Below are 14,860 nucleotides of genomic sequence, written 5' to 3' on the forward strand. Positions count from 1 at the left end.
ACGTTCCCCTGGTCTCGATTTCCTTCGACCAGCGCCGGCCCATGCCGCCCGTCAATTGGGTTGGAACCGTGCATCATGGCCTACCCCGCGATCTTCTGCCATTTCACCCGAACACCTCCGGCTATCTTGCGTTTCTCGGTCGCATCTCGCCGGAAAAGGGGCCGGAAGCGGCCATACAAATAGCAGCGCGGGCCGGGTTTCCCCTGAAGATCGCCGCCAAAATCGACAAGGTGGACCAGTCGTTCTGGAAGGAAAGGGTCGAGCCGCAAGTGCTGCGGCATTCGAACGTGGAGTTCATTGGCGAGATCGATGAGCGGCAAAAGGCGGATTTTCTGGGCAATGCGAAAGCGCTTTTGTTTCCGATCGACTGGCCGGAACCCTTCGGTCTCGTAACGATCGAAGCAATGGCCTGCGGTACGCCGGTGGTTGCGTTCCGGCGTGGCGCCGTCCCGGAGATCATCGATGACGGTGTGTCCGGATGGATCGTGGATACGGTGGAGGAAGCCGTGGGCGCGCTCCGGCGCATAGACAGCCTCGATCGCGCACGAGTGCGGCAGACGTTCGAGAAGCGGTTCACGGTCGAGCGCATGTGCAGCGATTATCTGGCACTCTACCGAGCACTCACGAACACCGGGATAGCAACACTTGGGTCCGATCACCATGAGAGCATGCGCCGTCGAGCGCGCTCCGCGCCGTTACGGTTGCCTGCCCATGCACGGAATGGTCATCGCACGCCACCTGGTCCCTGAAGTGCCGCCGTATTCGAACACTCTGGTGCAGACGGTGCTGCCAATGTGGTGTCCATCGTTCTGGGCTGCGCGACTTCACGCCTTCGGGTCTAGCCTCGGTGGGAATATCGGACTCGCCTGGTTTTCAGAACCGCAGTGGTCGTTCGCAACGTGGAGCATGCAGCCAATGTAGGCCTCGCTCCGGGCGGCGCTTCCCCATATAACTGGGACGCACCTCTGCTCAGCCAACGGGCGCGCTTTAGGCTGGCCTTCGTTTATGGAGTGCAAAATGCGTTGCGCGGCCTGCCGTTCTCCTCGTTGACAGTCGCCCAGAATACACCAGTTTGATCTGAAGACACGTCGAAGGGTTGTCCGCCTCTGTTCGCGGCTAGGTGCTCGAGGCGGCAGATTGTTCGAACTCTCGATGGATGATTTTGTGACGGTCTGGGGCCAAGCGTTCAAGGCAGGCGTCAGTTCTCGTGGCCGAAGATCGCGATGCCGGCGCACAATGGCTGTTCAATCTGTTCCCGTGGATGCCGATCAAGGGTGACGATTGAACCAATGACGCTAGAGCTCACAGTCGGACCACCCCGCCTGGCAATTAACCAGGGACGCAGCTTCCTTGTCACCGAACCGGATGGCCAGATCGCCTGGCCGACGTACAACGGGTTGTATGCGTCTGACACACGCCTGATATCCAGCTGGCAGATCTTTGCCAATGGGCAACGATGGGACCTCCTCAATTCCGGAAACATCGCCTACTTCGCCGCCAAGATCTATCTGGTCAATCAGGCGTTCACTGCTGAAACGAACCGTGTACCAGCAGGCAACCTGGGGCTGGTAATCGGCCGCGCCTTGGATGGGGGGCTGCATGAGGACTTTGAACTCGTAAACCACGGGCAAATGGCAGCGCGCTTCAATTTGGAAGTTGCCATGCGCAGCGACTTTGCCGATCTTTTCGAAGTCAAGGCCGACGCAATCATCCGCCGCGGACGTATCACCACGGAATGGTTGTCCAGAGCGGCGAGCCTTCGTACCTCCTACGTCAATCGGGACTTCAAGCGAGACGTCATTGTCAAGGTCCGCCGGACGGCCACAAGGCCCGTCTATGCCAATGGCCGGATCAGCTTCGACATCGAGCTCGAACCGGGCGCGACATGGCATGCTTGCCTTCTTTACAACTTTGGCAACGGCGAGACAATCTATCGGGCACCGCGAGCCTGCATTGACAAATGCCTCGAGTCGAAGGCTGCAAAACGCCTCGCGGGATGGCAAGGCAGCGCATTGAAGTTCCACTGTTCCAATGACGAATTTCACAGCTTCTATAATCAGGCGGTCGAAGACATGGCGGCGCTGCGGCTGCCGATCGAAGGCACGGACGAGCTCGAATACGTCCCGGCCGCCGGACTACCATGGTTCATAAGCCTGTTCGGTCGCGACAGCCTGATAGTCTCGCTTCAGAATGCTTTGGTCTACCCAGATTTTTCGCGCGGTGCCTTGGACGTTTTAGGGCGATTTCAGGCCACCGAACGCGACGACTACCGCGATGCGGAACCGGGAAAGATAATGCATGAGCTTCGCAGCGGCGAACTCGCTCATTTCAATTTGATCCCCCATACGCCCTATTACGGCACGGCCGATGCCACCCCTCTGTATCTTATCGTGCTCCACAATACCTGGCGTTGCGCCGGTGACGCCAGCCTGCTCGAGCGACACATGGCAACGGCCGAGAAGTGCCTGGATTGGATTGACCGGTATGGTGACCGTGACGGCGACGGTCTCCAGGAATACGAAACCCGCTCGGTTGCGGGGTACGAGAACCAGAGCTGGAAAGACTCGGTGACGCCTTGGTTTATCCCGACGGCACCCTGGTGAAGGGACCCAAGGCGCTTTGCGAATTGCAAGGCTATGTCTATGATGCTTGGCAGCGCATGGCTGAAATCTTCGATGCCACAGGCGATGGCGCTCGTGCCGGGCAGCTTCGCCTCAAAGCCAAAAACCTGTTCGATCGATTCAACCAGGTCTTCTGGGACGAGGCGTCCGGCTTCTACGCATTCGCGTTGGATGGCGACAAGAAGCCGGTGCTGAGCGTCGCTTCCAACCCCGGTCACTGTCTTTGGTCGGGAATAGTCCCACCCGAACGAGCCGCCAGGGTGGTGCATAGGCTGATGAGGCAGGATATGTGGAGCGGTTGGGGGATCCGGACACTTTCGGCCGATCACCCGGCCTACAATCCACATTCCTATCAACGCGGCTCTGTATGGCCGCATGACAACGGGCTGATCGCGCTCGGCTTCCGGCGCTATGGCTTTTTCGCGAATGCCTGCCGCCTCTCTCGCACGCCGCAATCTACTTCATGCAACATCGAATGCCAGAGCTGTTCGCCGGATTGTCGCGAACGCCCACGACTTTCCCCGTGCAGTATAAGGGAGCGAACGTTCCGCAGGCATGGGCAGCCGGATCCTGCTTTTCGCTTCTGCAGGCGATCATCGGCTTCCAGCCCGATGCTCCTAATGGCAAACTGTACATCGATCCCAGGCTGCCCGACTGGATCGAGGAACTCACCTTGAACGACATGCGCCTGGGCAACAACCGCCTCGAACTCCATTTCTGGCGCGTCGGCGCCGCGACCCGTTGGCAAGTACGCGGCGGCGATCCTTCACTGGTGGAAGCGCGAAGTTGTGCCACCGGGGCAAACTTGCGCTCGGCCTGCGTATGAGGTGAGCCCCGGCGGGTTCGCTCCCTGTCGCCTCGGCGGAGCAGATGCCTTCTTGCCCGTGAAGCGCCGTAACCAGCATCGTTGCGGGCATCATAGGGACTTCTCGTTCCGCATCTTAAATTCCTGGAGGCAACAATTCGTCTGCGGTCATTGGGCAGTTGCCGACAGCCTTTACGTCAAGATTGCGACGGTGGTCATTCGTCACCTCAAGCCCCGCCTCGGAAGTGCTTAGCTGTCGTCCTTGTAAGACTTGGCGGCTTCATCGATCTTACGCCAATCGTTTCCGTGGCGCCGCACAAGCTCTCGCGCCTGGGCTGGCGATATACTTTGCGTTTCGACGATGTGGTTCACTTCCGTCTCCTCGCCTTTCAGGGGACGCGAGCGAGGGCCCGTTGGCAGTCCGGCCGTTGGGTTTTTTGCATATCTTCTGGGCATGGATGGACCTCTCCTGGAGCAATATAAACGGTCCGGCGCAGCGAAGGTTTCGCCACGTTAGCGTGTTGAGCAGTTTCACCGATCGCCTCATCGGCTTCCCCTTGCAGGTCTGACTATACGTTCTGATGTTCTTGGACCCAAATGAGCTGCACCGCGTTGTTTGCGCGCATGCTGTGCTTCGCAATCTGACTGATGGAAAAATCCGACGCCCCTGCTGAACCGCAGACAACTCCTGGCGCCGAAGCGCGCTTTCCGTACGATCGTGCGGCGGTTGAGCGGTTTCGACAGAGATTCCCGCGCGCCAGGTGGAGTGACGAGCGCAGAACCTGGTTCGTGCCAGGAAAGACTGCAGCGCGGCGCATCCAGCGCTGGCTTGCGCAAGAGGCGGATCTACGAGCAGCACATGATGACAGCAAGGGACGGGATGCCTTCGCCTTCGATCCTCTGTCGAGCCGGTATCTGGAAGTCGCGGACGACCTTCGCATCCGCACGCCTTATTCGCGGACGGTTCTCGAGGAACTGCGAGCCGTTCCATGGGCGAGCTGGGACGACGAACTGCGGGCCTGGAGGGTGCCTTTCCGCTCATACGAGGAGTTGAAGCGCCATTGGCCAAGCATCGAAAGGGCCGCAGGCCGCGCAGAACCGGAGGAGAGGAAACGGCGACGAGAAGCCTCCAAAGACTCCGAGGAATATAAGGCCGCCAGATTGCGGTATGCCGAACGCAGGCGACGTCGCTATCCACTGCCCCCAGACGATTTACCCCTGCTTGGCCGTGCCGTGGCAACGGAGCAATACGGTATCGTGGTCTTCACCGAGATTTCGGGTGAACTCGTGGACGCCTCGCAGATAGCAGCGTTCTATCCGCATTTGATCGAGGCGAACGTCGACCACGTCTGGGGCCGATGGCGTCCGGCGACGTTGGCTGAATTGATTAGAACATGGCCCGCTCGGCGTGCTGCCGGATTAGCGGAACGGCAGCGAGGCTGGTGGCAACCAACGCTGCCCGAACTCAGGATAGCTCGCCAAAGAGCTCGAAGCCTGGTGCGAAGAAGGGCACAAGGCTTATGGCATTGTTCTAGCCTTTGAAGCTGGGGCCGTTTTCCACCGTCTGTCCGGTTGCCTTAGTGTTGAGGTGTCACCCCGACCGGAGCCTTCGATGTGCAACGATTTGTCTGATTGCGATTGTCACCGCAACCTTCCTCTGCCAACTGCACGTCAAGTCCCGCGAGGCTCTCTCTTGTCTACGAGCTCGATGCTTGATCGCCTCAAGATGGTGGTCCGATAATCGAAGGCTGCTATCTACGAAACGTGCACTGGAGCACAATCGTTGCAGCGCAGTCACTTCGACCAGGTCCTTGCGGGACATCACTCTGCCTCAGGCAGATTCTGGAATTCGATTCACGCCAAATCAGTTGGCAGTCGCGGCTTTGCTCTCCCAATGATATTCGGTTCCGTCCGCCCAGACGCGATGCATGACGATGGCGAGCTTCCGAGCGACGGCCACCACTGTCCGCCGAAAGCCGCGTCTCTTCGCGACTGCGAGACCCCACGCCCTGATGCCCGAGTTCTTGGTCGAGCGCGTCAGTAACGCGAGACTGGCTTGGTAGGGGGTAGACCGCATCGCGACGTCACCACATCTGGAGATGCCGCTGTTTCGGTCGACCTCACCGGAAGCGTATTTCTTCGGCGTCAGGCCAAGGTGTGCACCGACGTCTCGAGAACGTTCAAAACGGGCTGGATCATCAATGGTCGTGAGATAGGTCACGGCGGTGATCGCTCCGACGCCAGGGATGGTCATCAGCTGACGGCACGTTTCGTCCTTCCGAACCATGTCCAGCATCATCTTGTGCAACACCGCGCATTGCTGTCGAAGAGCCGCTCGGGCGATCAGCATCGGTTTCACCATGGCCGCCAGGCGAGGCGTGTTCTCGATCAGCTCTAGAACGCGCCCTTCGAAAGGGCCGGAGGTTATGCGACCGGCGAACTTGATGCCGAAAACACGGAGTGTCCCGCGGATGTCGTTCTCGATGTCGATCTGTTTCGTCTGAAGCGTAAGGCGGTTGCAGAGAAGCATCCGGATTTCCTGGCTCTCATCACTTTTGACATCGACGATGGAGAACCAGCCATGCGCATGCAGCCGGCGACTCCGGTCGTTCATGATCGGCATCGTCTTGGTCAAGCCCGCAGCCGCCGCGGATCGATGGAGATTGCGGCCAGTCCGCGTTTCATCAGGCCGTTGTACAGCCAAGCTGCGGTTGCGCCGGCTTCAAGCCCAACCTTTGCCAGGTTCAGATCGAGCCGCTCGAGCCAGTCGGCGATCTCGTTTGGACTCCGAGGCTGCTACTCCTTCCCGGAAAATGATACCATCCTCGTCGACCACACAGATTGCGGTTTCAGCCAACGACACATCAGACCGACATAGTGCTTCATGCCCTGCTCCCTTCTCGATCATCATATTGCGCGAAGCAGACCAAGACCTGGGAGCGACCCCAATCACCCCATCTGCGAACAACATATGGCTGAACATTGCTCGATGATGACGTCGCTGGCCTTGAAGTTCCCATGCATGAAACCGAACCTGACGTGCGCGTAGGCGCACGACACCAGCATCGATGATCCGGCTCCAATAACCCGCGTGGCAGTAAAGCCATCGACCGGCTTCTATGACGTTTGGAACGCACCGGCCGGACCTAGACTAACGGTGGGCGGGTGGTCAACTTCCCTTCCGAGGGAGCTTGGGAACAGCACACGATTCCTGCTTCCGGCGTGGCGTTCCTCGAATTTACTAGAACGATGTACCTGAACGCGAAAGATTCATTTCCGCTCCACGCTCAGCGTTTATGGCCATCGCCGGACTGCGATGAAGTCCGCCGCTCCGCTACCGCGTGGCGGGCGCGCCAAGGTCGTCCTGAGCGTCAAACCGTTTGTGCAGAATTTTGACGCACAAGGCCGATCCGAGGCCAACTGGGAGTGCACACCAGCTTGGAATTGTGCGGAACCGTACGAAGTCGATTGCAAGCAACCAACCTGGTTGGCCGGGCATTAATTTAGCAAAGCGTGAATTAGGAAGGCATCGGGAGGAAGACCATGCTGCACGTTAACATGCCTCGCGAATTTGAAGTCGGCGATGAGGTGGCGCTGGCAGGTATCGTCATCGCGATTCTCCCCAGTGGGCGCGCCAGGGTGAGCATTCCTTCGTATGACCATCCTTATACGATTGATCCCCCACCGAAAGTCCGGGCCGGCGACAGAGTGGTTCTTGTTGGGGACGTCACCCGCGTCGATCGCGGGGTGAACAAACTCACTGTGCGGATTGACTGCGGCGGGGTGATCACTGTCGACAAGTCGGCGATTACTCGGCTGAGAAAGCACAACCGGACTTCAGCGGGTTGACGCTCCGGATACAGCGGCCGGTGTCGGCGCAGGGAAGATGCGAGCGCCTTTGAGCAGCCCAAGGGTGCGGCCGGATGGAGCGGACGAACCGATAGATGGGAGCTCGACGGCTAGGGCACGCGTCCAGCGCAGCGCGTCCCTGGCGTCTTCCGGGTTACTGGTGAAGCAAGTCAGATTCGGGCCAACGCAAGCGCGCTTCACCTGCTGTCCGCTCTCGGCAACAGGCGGCTCGCCCGTCCAAGACGCGTAGCATGTGCCTTCGCGTGAAGGCACCCGGGCATCGCGACCGATCGTAACCTTTCTCTGCAACGAGCGCCTGTTAGCCGATCAGCAATTTCAATCGCGATAGGCTCCGGTTGGTACGCATTGTGGAGATCACATGTTCGTCCCGGCCCGCGATGCCGGCAAAGGTCTGCTTCGGAGCGTCGCGCGGGAACTGCGCGACATATTGCAGTGGAGTAAGCGTCCCCTTGGTTAACAACCCGGTCAGTGACGGCCATGCCGGTCGGTGACGGCCACAACCGCATCGACAACGCCCGCAACGGCAATCAAGTCGTCGCTGAAAGCCCGCAAGGTTTCTGTCACGACATAGCGTGCCGGCGAAGCTCCGCCCTGGCGACGGGGATTCGTTGTAGGCCGACCGGACGGCAACGCCGGCCAGATGAGCGAGAACTCGGTGTTGGTCTCGATCAGGGTCGACGTTCGTCGACGACCGTCGGCATTGCCGACTACGAGTCGAGGTCGTAGGGCTCGTGGCCCAGCTCGTTGTGATGAAGCGCCTCTGCCATACACCTGATATCGAACGCCTGGCCGCACGCCGGGCAGACGACATAATACTCCTCCTCCCGAAGTGGCGAAGCGTCGTGGTCTTGGGGAATGACGATGTCATCGTCGGGCATTGGGTCCTCCGGCAACCCGCCCGCTATGCTGGAACGCTTGTCGGCGGGATTTGTTTCAAAGTTATTGCGCCTGTCGAGGTCGAACTCATCGTCGCAGCGTGGCGTTCGTTCCGGCGCGATGTCTTCGTGTTCGGGAAGCTCGGGCTGGCGGCGAATGCCGCCATTGGCCGGATCCTCGTCCTGCTGATCCCTGGCAAGCCTCAGCTTGCGAGATTTGCCTTCCGGCTCAGCAAGAAGTGTCGTGTCGGTCCAGTCGTCAGGGCGAGCGTTCTGCGTTGTCCCTCCGGTCCTTGGTGGCGGCAAGACGCGCTCGGCAAGACGCGGGTCGGCAAAGTAGCGTGCCTTCTTCGCACGGATTGGGAACTGGCCCGAGATCATGATGATCGCCTCGGTCGGCGGCAGCTGCATCATCTCGCCCGGCATCATCAGTGCACGCGCCGTGGGCGGTACCGGCCTATCGGGTTCTTGTCGTCGCCCGCAGGCCCGCGGAAAATCCTGAGGTAACCGTGCGGTGGTCGAGGCGGGCGTGCTTTACATTTAGTCACCGAGTAGCGCGACATGGAACACCCCAGCTTGACAGCGCAGGCCCATCGATTTAAGTTCGCGTTAGTGGCCACTAACGCGAAACTTTGGACAGCGCTCGGAGACTCGACGAGGCGCACGATATTCGAATTGTTGGTCGAACAGCCTTGTTCGGTCAGCGGACTTGCTCGTGTGCTGCCTGTGACCAGGCCGGCGGTCTCCCAGCACCTGAAAGTACTTAAGGATGCCGGGCTCGTGGCCGACACGCGCTCTGGCAAGGAACGAATATACCGTATCGACCAAAACGGCCTGGCAAGTCTGCGCGCGGAAATCGATCAGTTCTGGAGCAAGACCCTGGGGAGCTACAAACTGGCCGTCGAGCACCCAAAGAAGGACCAGCCATGAGCAAGCTTCCTGCAACCGCGCCCGTAAGGCATTTCGTCGTTGTCGAGGCACCTATCGCGCGTGCCTTCAAGGTCTTCACCGAGGATTTCGGGAAATTCAAACCTCGCGAGCACAATCTTCTTGCCGTGCCGATCGCAGAGACCATCTTCGAACCCAGGGTCGGGGGCCACGTTTACGATCGCGGCGTGGACGGCAGCGAGTGCCGCTGGGCTCGTGTGTTGGCTTACGATCCCCCCGGCCGGCTCGTTCTGAGCTGGGACATCAGTCCTCGGTGGCAGATTGAGAGCGACCTGAACAAGACCAGCGAATGGGAAGTCAGGTTCACGGCTGAGACGGAGAACCGAACCCGGGTTGAGATCGAGCACCGGAACCTCGAGCGCCATGGCGAAGGCTGGGAGGGCGTGCGCGTGGGGGTTGATAGCGATCAAGGCTGGCCGCTGTACCTGCGGCGGTTCCAGGGCCTTTTCCCCGGTGCGGCGGCCTGACCGTCCGCGCCCTTGCGAGCATCACTCGCAAGCACCGTCTGGTCCACTGCGATTCCAGGCAGTGGAGACAACATGGAAGTCTTATTGGTTAAGTCTTCTCGGCGTGCTCGCGCTCTATTTGCTATCTGTCGTATTGGCAGTCTACTCAGGTTCGTCAAACGGGGTTTGCAAGAGCGCTGGCAGGACCGGTAGTCCCGGCAGACGACGACAACCGGCTCTATAGGATCGACCGCGTTCACATGAACTCGGTCGAGGCGCTGGCGCCCTTTGTCGTGCCCGCTGCGCTAGCGATGAAGGTGGTGTTGAAGCGGCCACTTTGGCGATATTGGTCTGGACCCACGTCGCGATGCGCCTCCTCCACCTGGGAGTTTACCTGCGGGGCGGAAACGCCGCCAAGGGAGGTAGTGTCAGAGCGATCCTGTACGTCTCTGGCGCGCTGGTCACGTTTGCCCTTATTCTTGTCCCTGGATGGGCAGCACTCAATTGACGATGCCCCCACTGCAGAGTCAGTTGTCGCTTTTGATGATCGATGCAGATCACTTCAAGACTTCAAGCGCTATAACGACAGCCATGGCCACATGGCGGGGGGTGAGGTGCTCAAGCAGGTCGCCGGTGTGATCCAGAGCAGTTGCAATCGCTCCACGGATCTTGCTGCGCGATATGGAGGCGAGGAGTTTGTTGTTGTGATGGTCGATGCCTCGTTGGTCCAATCGGGCATCGTCGCGGAGCGGCTCGTCCAGAGCGTGCGAGAGTTGAGCATTCCGCACGGGTCTGAGCGAGTGACCATAAGCGTTGGTGTGGCAACCACGGTACCCAATGAGATCCATACGCCCCATGATCTCATCAACGCAGCCGACCTGGCGCTGTTCCGGGCCAAGTCGGAAGGACGAGACCGCGTCGTGTATCAAGAATAATTTAGAGCGTCCTGACAGGGGCGCATATCGATGGCGCTGACGAGCAGCTTATGGAGGTGGCCTCTCGTCGCGACCTTTTCTGATGTCTGACCAGTTGAGCCACCTCATATGTCTCACAGGCAACCCGAAATGAGAACGGCCAAGGGGCCTTTTGGCATCGTGCTGCGGCAGTGGTTGGACAGAACGCTTTCCTGCCGCGTGCGCTCGATAGACGAAGAGTGAAACGGAGGGACCGCAAAGGCTCGTCTTCCGTGATCACGGAATTACCTGAATCTCCAAGCCCACTATTATTCCCGGTGGCGGACCCCAACCCGCTGGGCCGGCGTCTACTTGGCATTTACCCCAACTGCCCCCAATGACGCCGGCCACTTGCCGTGATCGCAGTGACGCCCGCGTTAAGGCCATCGCGCATGGGACTAACATCTCGCAATTGCTATCGGTGTTTGCGCGTGGACCAGGCCATCTCCGCCGACCGACATGCCTCTCCAACGTAAACGCGTCTGGCAAATTCCCTTTTCGAGCTGCTTCCATGTGATTGGACCGGCTATCGGAAAGCCTGAACGAGCTCGAGGCGAGTAAACGCCGACAGCTGTGTTGCCGCGGCCTCTGCGGAGATAATCCAGAAAAATACGCCCACAACGAGCCGACGGCGCAGCCGGCAAAAGGTAGCGGTCGGGATCTTTCTGAGGAGAATTGGAGGCGGGCAACCGAGAGTCGGCCAGAGCCAAATTGCGGTGCCGTATGTTAGAAACACCTTGAACATCGCCCAGTCCGCTCCAGACTCAATTCATGGCTCGCGGAATAGGCGTTGGTGACCAGGTGGCCATTACAGCCACGGTTCTGAGGCGGGTAACAGAGGACCGCGTAAGCGTCTCGATCCCACGTTACGACTTTCCACATTCCATCATCGATCACACCAAGGTCAACCGAGGCCAGCAAATCCAGCTAAGAGGCGAGGTCACGCGCATCGACGAGGACACCGTGACGATCGACCTCGGGCCATTGGTCACGGTCGACCGTGAGAAGGTCCGGTTGATGAGAACTATCGGCCGCCAAAACGACGAAAGGCATTTGCCGATGCCCCGGATTAGAACCGACAACATCGCGACAGGCTATGAGGGCAGGCCGCATGACGGGCCGGTAGAGGACGAGTCGAAGCACTTTGTGCGCTGCCCAGTCTGCGGCCAAACGTTCGACGCGCGCGATCTTGGACAGGTGTTCCACCACGCTGAGCCGCAGCACAAGGCGCTTCCGGTCGAGCAATAGTCCAGCAGTTGAGCTCCGGCGGCAGATCGACCTTGAACCCTTCAGCGCGCCAGCGACGTTGGATTCGGAGAAAATGGGTGACCTCAATACCACTCCAACTTCGTGCGATGGAATTTTCCCTTTGAGACAGGCACGCCCGAGGTAAGGAGTGATGGCCATGACCGTCCTCGCCTACAGCATTGCCAACGACATCAAAGAATCGTGGAGAGTCGTCTTCGTGCGTGACGAACTGCATTTGTATGCACCTGGACATGGAGTTCAGTCAGCTAGAGGCGATTCAGATCCGCTCGATTGAATGAGCCTTGATGACTTCCCTGCACGGCGGCCAGTCGGCGCACTCCACAAGCGAGCGCGCGACAGCTTGGTTCCGCTGATTTGTAAGGCGCTGACAGAGCCTCCGAATTTACGCGATCGCCTGTAGCGGGAACACTTGATGGCGGGCTGATCCACAGACATTCGCCAAAAGCCCGCGTCTCTGGATTGAGGAGACGCGGGCTGGATCGGAGCACCACCGATCTTGCAGCAATATCAGGGAGGATGTACTGCGTGCGCCGAACCTTACCCGCGCCCCGGTGTTCCATCTGGGGCGCGAAAAAATCCCGCCGCACACTGCCAGGGCGGCGGGACCGATCAAGCGCCTTTGCACCAGGCAGATGGGCTTTGCGAGTGCGCGCGGACCGAAACCGAACCTAGAGCAACAGCGGCAACGCATCCGTCAACCGCCGGTTGGAGCGACAGGACGATTGAGCCACCGGCAGGTCAGGTCATCCCGGGTCGCTATCGCTCGCAACCAGATGGTAGCGGAAATTGTTGCGGATATGGTCGTTGAAATAGCGGCCCTTGGCGAACGCCGCCCGGAACGCGGCAAAGGTTTCCGGCGGCACTTCCTCAAACTCGTAGCGTTTGCCGCTGGCCACGAACCAGACCGAGAGGATTCTTCTGTGAGGATCGTATTCCGTTTTGCGTATCGATGTGGAGGGCATGACGGCGGCTCGAGTCGAAAAGCAATCAACGAGCGGAGAGGCCGTCGCGTTCCTTGTGACTATGGTGGTGCGGTGAGGCACGAGGCTCAATGCGGAGCGCCAGCGGTCGCGATCGGGCCGTTTTCCTTGCGCCGACCCTCGCGATCTTGGTCTTCCCCACGCATCGCTGCGGGATTTTCGCAAGGTGAATTGAGACCCGCCAAGACACTGATCCTCTGGGACTGTCAGGGCTGTTCGACGCATTCTATTCCGGAACAATGTCTTCTTCTGAAAGTTTTTCCTTACATCGCAAAGGAGATTCGAAATGTCAGAAACCCGCGAATGGTTTGTCCAATGGCTTAGAGATGCTCATGCCATGGAAGAGCAGGCTGAAACGATGTTGAACGGGCAGTTGAGCCGTATTGAGAATTATCCCGAACTGAGCGACCGAATCCGACAGCACCTCGACGAAACCAAGCAGCAGGCTGCTCGGCTGAAGACTTGTCTCGATCGGATGGACGAGGGTTCATCCATGATGAAGGATGCTGGCGGTAAACTGACGGCGATGGCGCAATCGCTGAGCGGTGTCTTCGCCGGAGACGAGGTGATGAAAGGATCGCTCGCGAGCTACACGTTCGAGCACATGGAAATCGCCTCCTACACGATCCTGATTGCCGCTGCTCGATCGCTCGGCGAAACCGAGGTTCTTCGGGCTTGCGAAGAGAATCTGCGAGAGGAAGTCGCGATGGCGGATTGGCTGAAATCCCGTCTTCCGTCCACGACCGAGCAGTTCCTTGCGCGGGCCGAAGCGGACAGCGACAGCGCCAAGCGGTGAGCGGGTGGGAACGTAGGGATCGTGAAGTGGATGATAGGGATTCGTCCGCTAGCGCGTCTCCTTCGTGGACGCTGGGCAAACGAACCCGGCGATTTGGCCGTGAACCCATAAAGGACGGGGTGGAGTATCCCAGTTTGTTTTCGGCCCTCAACACCTACACAGCCGAGCGGCCGACCATGTCCGTCGCAGCGGGCGTGGAGCTTGGTGGTGAAGCCGCTTGGCCGGGCGCCACCTGGCTTGCCCAGATCATTCCCTTGGCCGGGTGCGACCCGCCGACCGGCTTGAAGCGCAGCAGCACATTGATGTTGTCGTCGAGCAGCCTCCCCGGCACGAAAGCATCGAGATCGGCCGACAACGAATCGAGCTCCAGCCCGGAGACGAAACGGGCCAGGTTGTAGGCATGCGTGCCGATATTGCCCAGCGCGCCGCAGGCACCCGCCTGCTTCGGGTCAGAGCGCCACGCTGCCTGCTTCTGGCCGGTGGCGGCCAGGTCTTCGGTCAGCCAGTCCTGCGGATATTCCGACTGCACGATACGGATATCGCCGAGCTGTCCCTTGGCCACCATCTCGCGTGTAGTTATGAACACCTTGCCGGCCTTTTCGACCAGCGCCGCCAGCCTCTTTGCCTCGGCCACAGTCGTCGCCAGTGGCTTGTCGCAGATGACGTGGATGCCGGCCCCGAGAAAAGCCTTGGCAGCCGGCACGTGCACATTGTTCGGCGTGACGATGGCCACCACCTCAATGCCGTCCTGCCGCTTGGCCTCCGCCTTTGGCCATGTTGGCACAGGAGCCGTAGCTGCGTGTCGGATCCAGCCCAAGCTCGGCCGCCGAGGCCTTGGCACGCTTCGGATTCGATGACAGAGCGCCGGCGACCAGCACGAACTCGTTGTCCATACGCGCCGGAATACCGTGCACCGCGCCGACAAAGGCGCCTTGTCCGCCGCCGATCATGCCATAGCGGATCGGGGCAAAGCGATCAGTCATGGGTTTGCTTTGCAATATGACTCAGCATGACGAAGCGACGGACATCGACCGGCCGTGCGACGAGATCATCGAGGCGCCCGAACAGCGGCTTCAGATGCGGCATCGCCAGATGCCGGTTGAGGTCGTCCTTCGAGCGCCAGTTCTCGTAGAACATGAACACGCATGGGTCGACCGGGTCGACATGGAGGTCGTAGTTGATGCACCCGTCCTCGACCCGCGTCGGCTCGACGAAACTCGACAGGATTTTTTGCAGTTCCTCGCGGGTTTCGGGTTTGGCGACGACGGTGCCGATGACCGTGTAAGGGACCATCATC

Annotated in this window: 17 protein-coding genes and 2 pseudogenes; 13 read left to right on the top strand and 6 right to left on the bottom strand. The window is 59.7% G+C overall.

The window, feature by feature from the left end; translation table 11 throughout:
• From NKJ81_RS06695 to NKJ81_RS06710, 5 genes and pseudogenes are all read left to right on the top strand, one after another.
• On the top strand, positions 1 to 749 hold a 749-nt coding region (locus tag NKJ81_RS06695; protein ID WP_352540043.1), incomplete at its 5' end, for a glycosyltransferase family 4 protein.
• Between the two features lie 540 nt (positions 750 to 1,289).
• Entirely contained in the window at positions 1,290 to 2,603 is a 1,314-nt protein-coding gene (locus NKJ81_RS06700) for an amylo-alpha-1,6-glucosidase (RefSeq protein WP_352540044.1), read from the top strand.
• A 56-nt stretch (positions 2,604 to 2,659) separates the two neighbouring features.
• Positions 2,660 to 3,007 (top strand): annotated as a pseudogene (locus tag NKJ81_RS32625) (amylo-alpha-1,6-glucosidase); the annotation flags it as partial.
• Positions 3,008 to 3,096: 89 nt separating this feature from the next.
• Positions 3,097 to 3,447 carry a hypothetical protein gene (locus NKJ81_RS06705; RefSeq protein ID WP_352470473.1) on the top strand — a complete coding sequence of 117 codons (351 nt, stop codon included), beginning with the start codon at positions 3,097 to 3,099 and terminating at the stop codon, positions 3,445 to 3,447.
• Between the two features lie 627 nt (positions 3,448 to 4,074).
• The gene (locus tag NKJ81_RS06710; RefSeq protein ID WP_352540045.1) at positions 4,075 to 4,968 is read left to right on the top strand and encodes a hypothetical protein; all 894 of its coding nucleotides are present in this window, start codon (positions 4,075 to 4,077) and stop codon (positions 4,966 to 4,968) included.
• Between the two features lie 322 nt (positions 4,969 to 5,290).
• Here the strand turns inward: NKJ81_RS06710 and NKJ81_RS06715 are convergent, their stop codons facing one another.
• Entirely contained in the window at positions 5,291 to 6,061 is a 771-nt protein-coding gene (locus NKJ81_RS06715) for an IS110 family RNA-guided transposase (RefSeq protein WP_352540046.1), read from the bottom strand.
• A gap of 908 nt (positions 6,062 to 6,969) precedes the next feature.
• Here NKJ81_RS06715 and NKJ81_RS06720 point away from each other — a divergent pair.
• Positions 6,970 to 7,275, top strand: coding sequence for a hypothetical protein (locus NKJ81_RS06720; protein ID WP_352470477.1), 306 nt, complete (start codon positions 6,970 to 6,972; stop codon positions 7,273 to 7,275).
• Between the two features lie 728 nt (positions 7,276 to 8,003).
• On the opposite strand, the gene NKJ81_RS06725 is transcribed toward NKJ81_RS06720, so the two are convergent.
• Complete coding sequence (locus NKJ81_RS06725; protein ID WP_352470694.1) at positions 8,004 to 8,603, bottom strand: type IV secretory system conjugative DNA transfer family protein; 600 nt, start codon at positions 8,601 to 8,603, stop codon at positions 8,004 to 8,006.
• Between the two features lie 144 nt (positions 8,604 to 8,747).
• On the opposite strand from NKJ81_RS06725, the gene NKJ81_RS06730 reads away from it, so the two are divergent.
• The 4 genes from NKJ81_RS06730 to NKJ81_RS06745 all read left to right on the top strand — a co-directional run bounded on the left by NKJ81_RS06730 (position 8,748) and on the right by NKJ81_RS06745 (position 10,500).
• Positions 8,748 to 9,101: an ArsR/SmtB family transcription factor gene (locus tag NKJ81_RS06730; RefSeq protein ID WP_352470478.1), complete on the top strand. Its 354-nt coding sequence runs from the start codon at positions 8,748 to 8,750 to the stop codon at positions 9,099 to 9,101.
• A complete protein-coding gene (locus NKJ81_RS06735; RefSeq protein WP_352470479.1) occupies positions 9,098 to 9,586 on the top strand; it encodes an SRPBCC family protein in 489 nt (162 codons plus the stop codon). The genes NKJ81_RS06730 and NKJ81_RS06735 overlap by 4 nt, the downstream gene beginning before the upstream one ends.
• 316 nt (positions 9,587 to 9,902) lie before the next feature.
• Positions 9,903 to 10,073 (top strand): hypothetical protein, encoded by a 171-nt coding sequence (locus NKJ81_RS06740; RefSeq protein WP_352470481.1) that lies wholly within the window; start codon positions 9,903 to 9,905, stop codon positions 10,071 to 10,073.
• 106 nt (positions 10,074 to 10,179) lie between these two features.
• Positions 10,180 to 10,500: a GGDEF domain-containing protein gene (locus NKJ81_RS06745; protein WP_352470483.1), complete on the top strand. Its 321-nt coding sequence runs from the start codon at positions 10,180 to 10,182 to the stop codon at positions 10,498 to 10,500.
• A 416-nt stretch (positions 10,501 to 10,916) separates the two neighbouring features.
• Here the strand turns inward: NKJ81_RS06745 and ligD are convergent, their stop codons facing one another.
• Positions 10,917 to 11,228, bottom strand: coding sequence for a non-homologous end-joining DNA ligase LigD (ligD, locus tag NKJ81_RS32630; protein ID WP_502904274.1), 312 nt, complete (start codon positions 11,226 to 11,228; stop codon positions 10,917 to 10,919).
• Between the two features lie 91 nt (positions 11,229 to 11,319).
• Between ligD and NKJ81_RS06755 the strand changes: the two genes are divergently transcribed.
• Positions 11,320 to 11,766 carry a KOW domain-containing RNA-binding protein gene (locus NKJ81_RS06755; protein WP_352540047.1) on the top strand — a complete coding sequence of 149 codons (447 nt, stop codon included), beginning with the start codon at positions 11,320 to 11,322 and terminating at the stop codon, positions 11,764 to 11,766.
• Between the two features lie 157 nt (positions 11,767 to 11,923).
• On the top strand, positions 11,924 to 12,061 hold the full coding sequence (locus tag NKJ81_RS06760) for a hypothetical protein (RefSeq protein WP_352540048.1): 138 nt from the start codon (positions 11,924 to 11,926) through the stop codon (positions 12,059 to 12,061).
• A gap of 469 nt (positions 12,062 to 12,530) precedes the next feature.
• On the opposite strand, the gene NKJ81_RS06765 is transcribed toward NKJ81_RS06760, so the two are convergent.
• Positions 12,531 to 12,749: a KTSC domain-containing protein gene (locus NKJ81_RS06765; protein WP_352470486.1), complete on the bottom strand. Its 219-nt coding sequence runs from the start codon at positions 12,747 to 12,749 to the stop codon at positions 12,531 to 12,533.
• 304 nt (positions 12,750 to 13,053) lie between these two features.
• On the opposite strand from NKJ81_RS06765, the gene NKJ81_RS06770 reads away from it, so the two are divergent.
• Positions 13,054 to 13,563: a ferritin-like domain-containing protein gene (locus NKJ81_RS06770; RefSeq protein WP_352540049.1), complete on the top strand. Its 510-nt coding sequence runs from the start codon at positions 13,054 to 13,056 to the stop codon at positions 13,561 to 13,563.
• A 220-nt stretch (positions 13,564 to 13,783) separates the two neighbouring features.
• On the opposite strand, the pseudogene NKJ81_RS06775 reads toward NKJ81_RS06770, so the two are convergent.
• Together NKJ81_RS06775 and NKJ81_RS06780 are read right to left on the bottom strand one after the other, a co-directional pair.
• Positions 13,784 to 14,546: pseudogene (locus NKJ81_RS06775) on the bottom strand (Gfo/Idh/MocA family protein); the annotation flags it as partial.
• Positions 14,539 to 14,859, bottom strand: a complete 321-nt coding sequence (locus NKJ81_RS06780) for a putative quinol monooxygenase (protein ID WP_352470490.1) — start codon at positions 14,857 to 14,859, stop codon at positions 14,539 to 14,541. The gene NKJ81_RS06780 and the pseudogene NKJ81_RS06775, both read right to left, overlap by 8 nt.
• Position 14,860: the final 1 nt, after the last annotated feature.

The sequence above is a fragment of the Mesorhizobium sp. M0018 genome, from assembly GCF_040323955.1.
Lineage (GTDB): Bacteria > Pseudomonadota > Alphaproteobacteria > Rhizobiales > Rhizobiaceae > Mesorhizobium.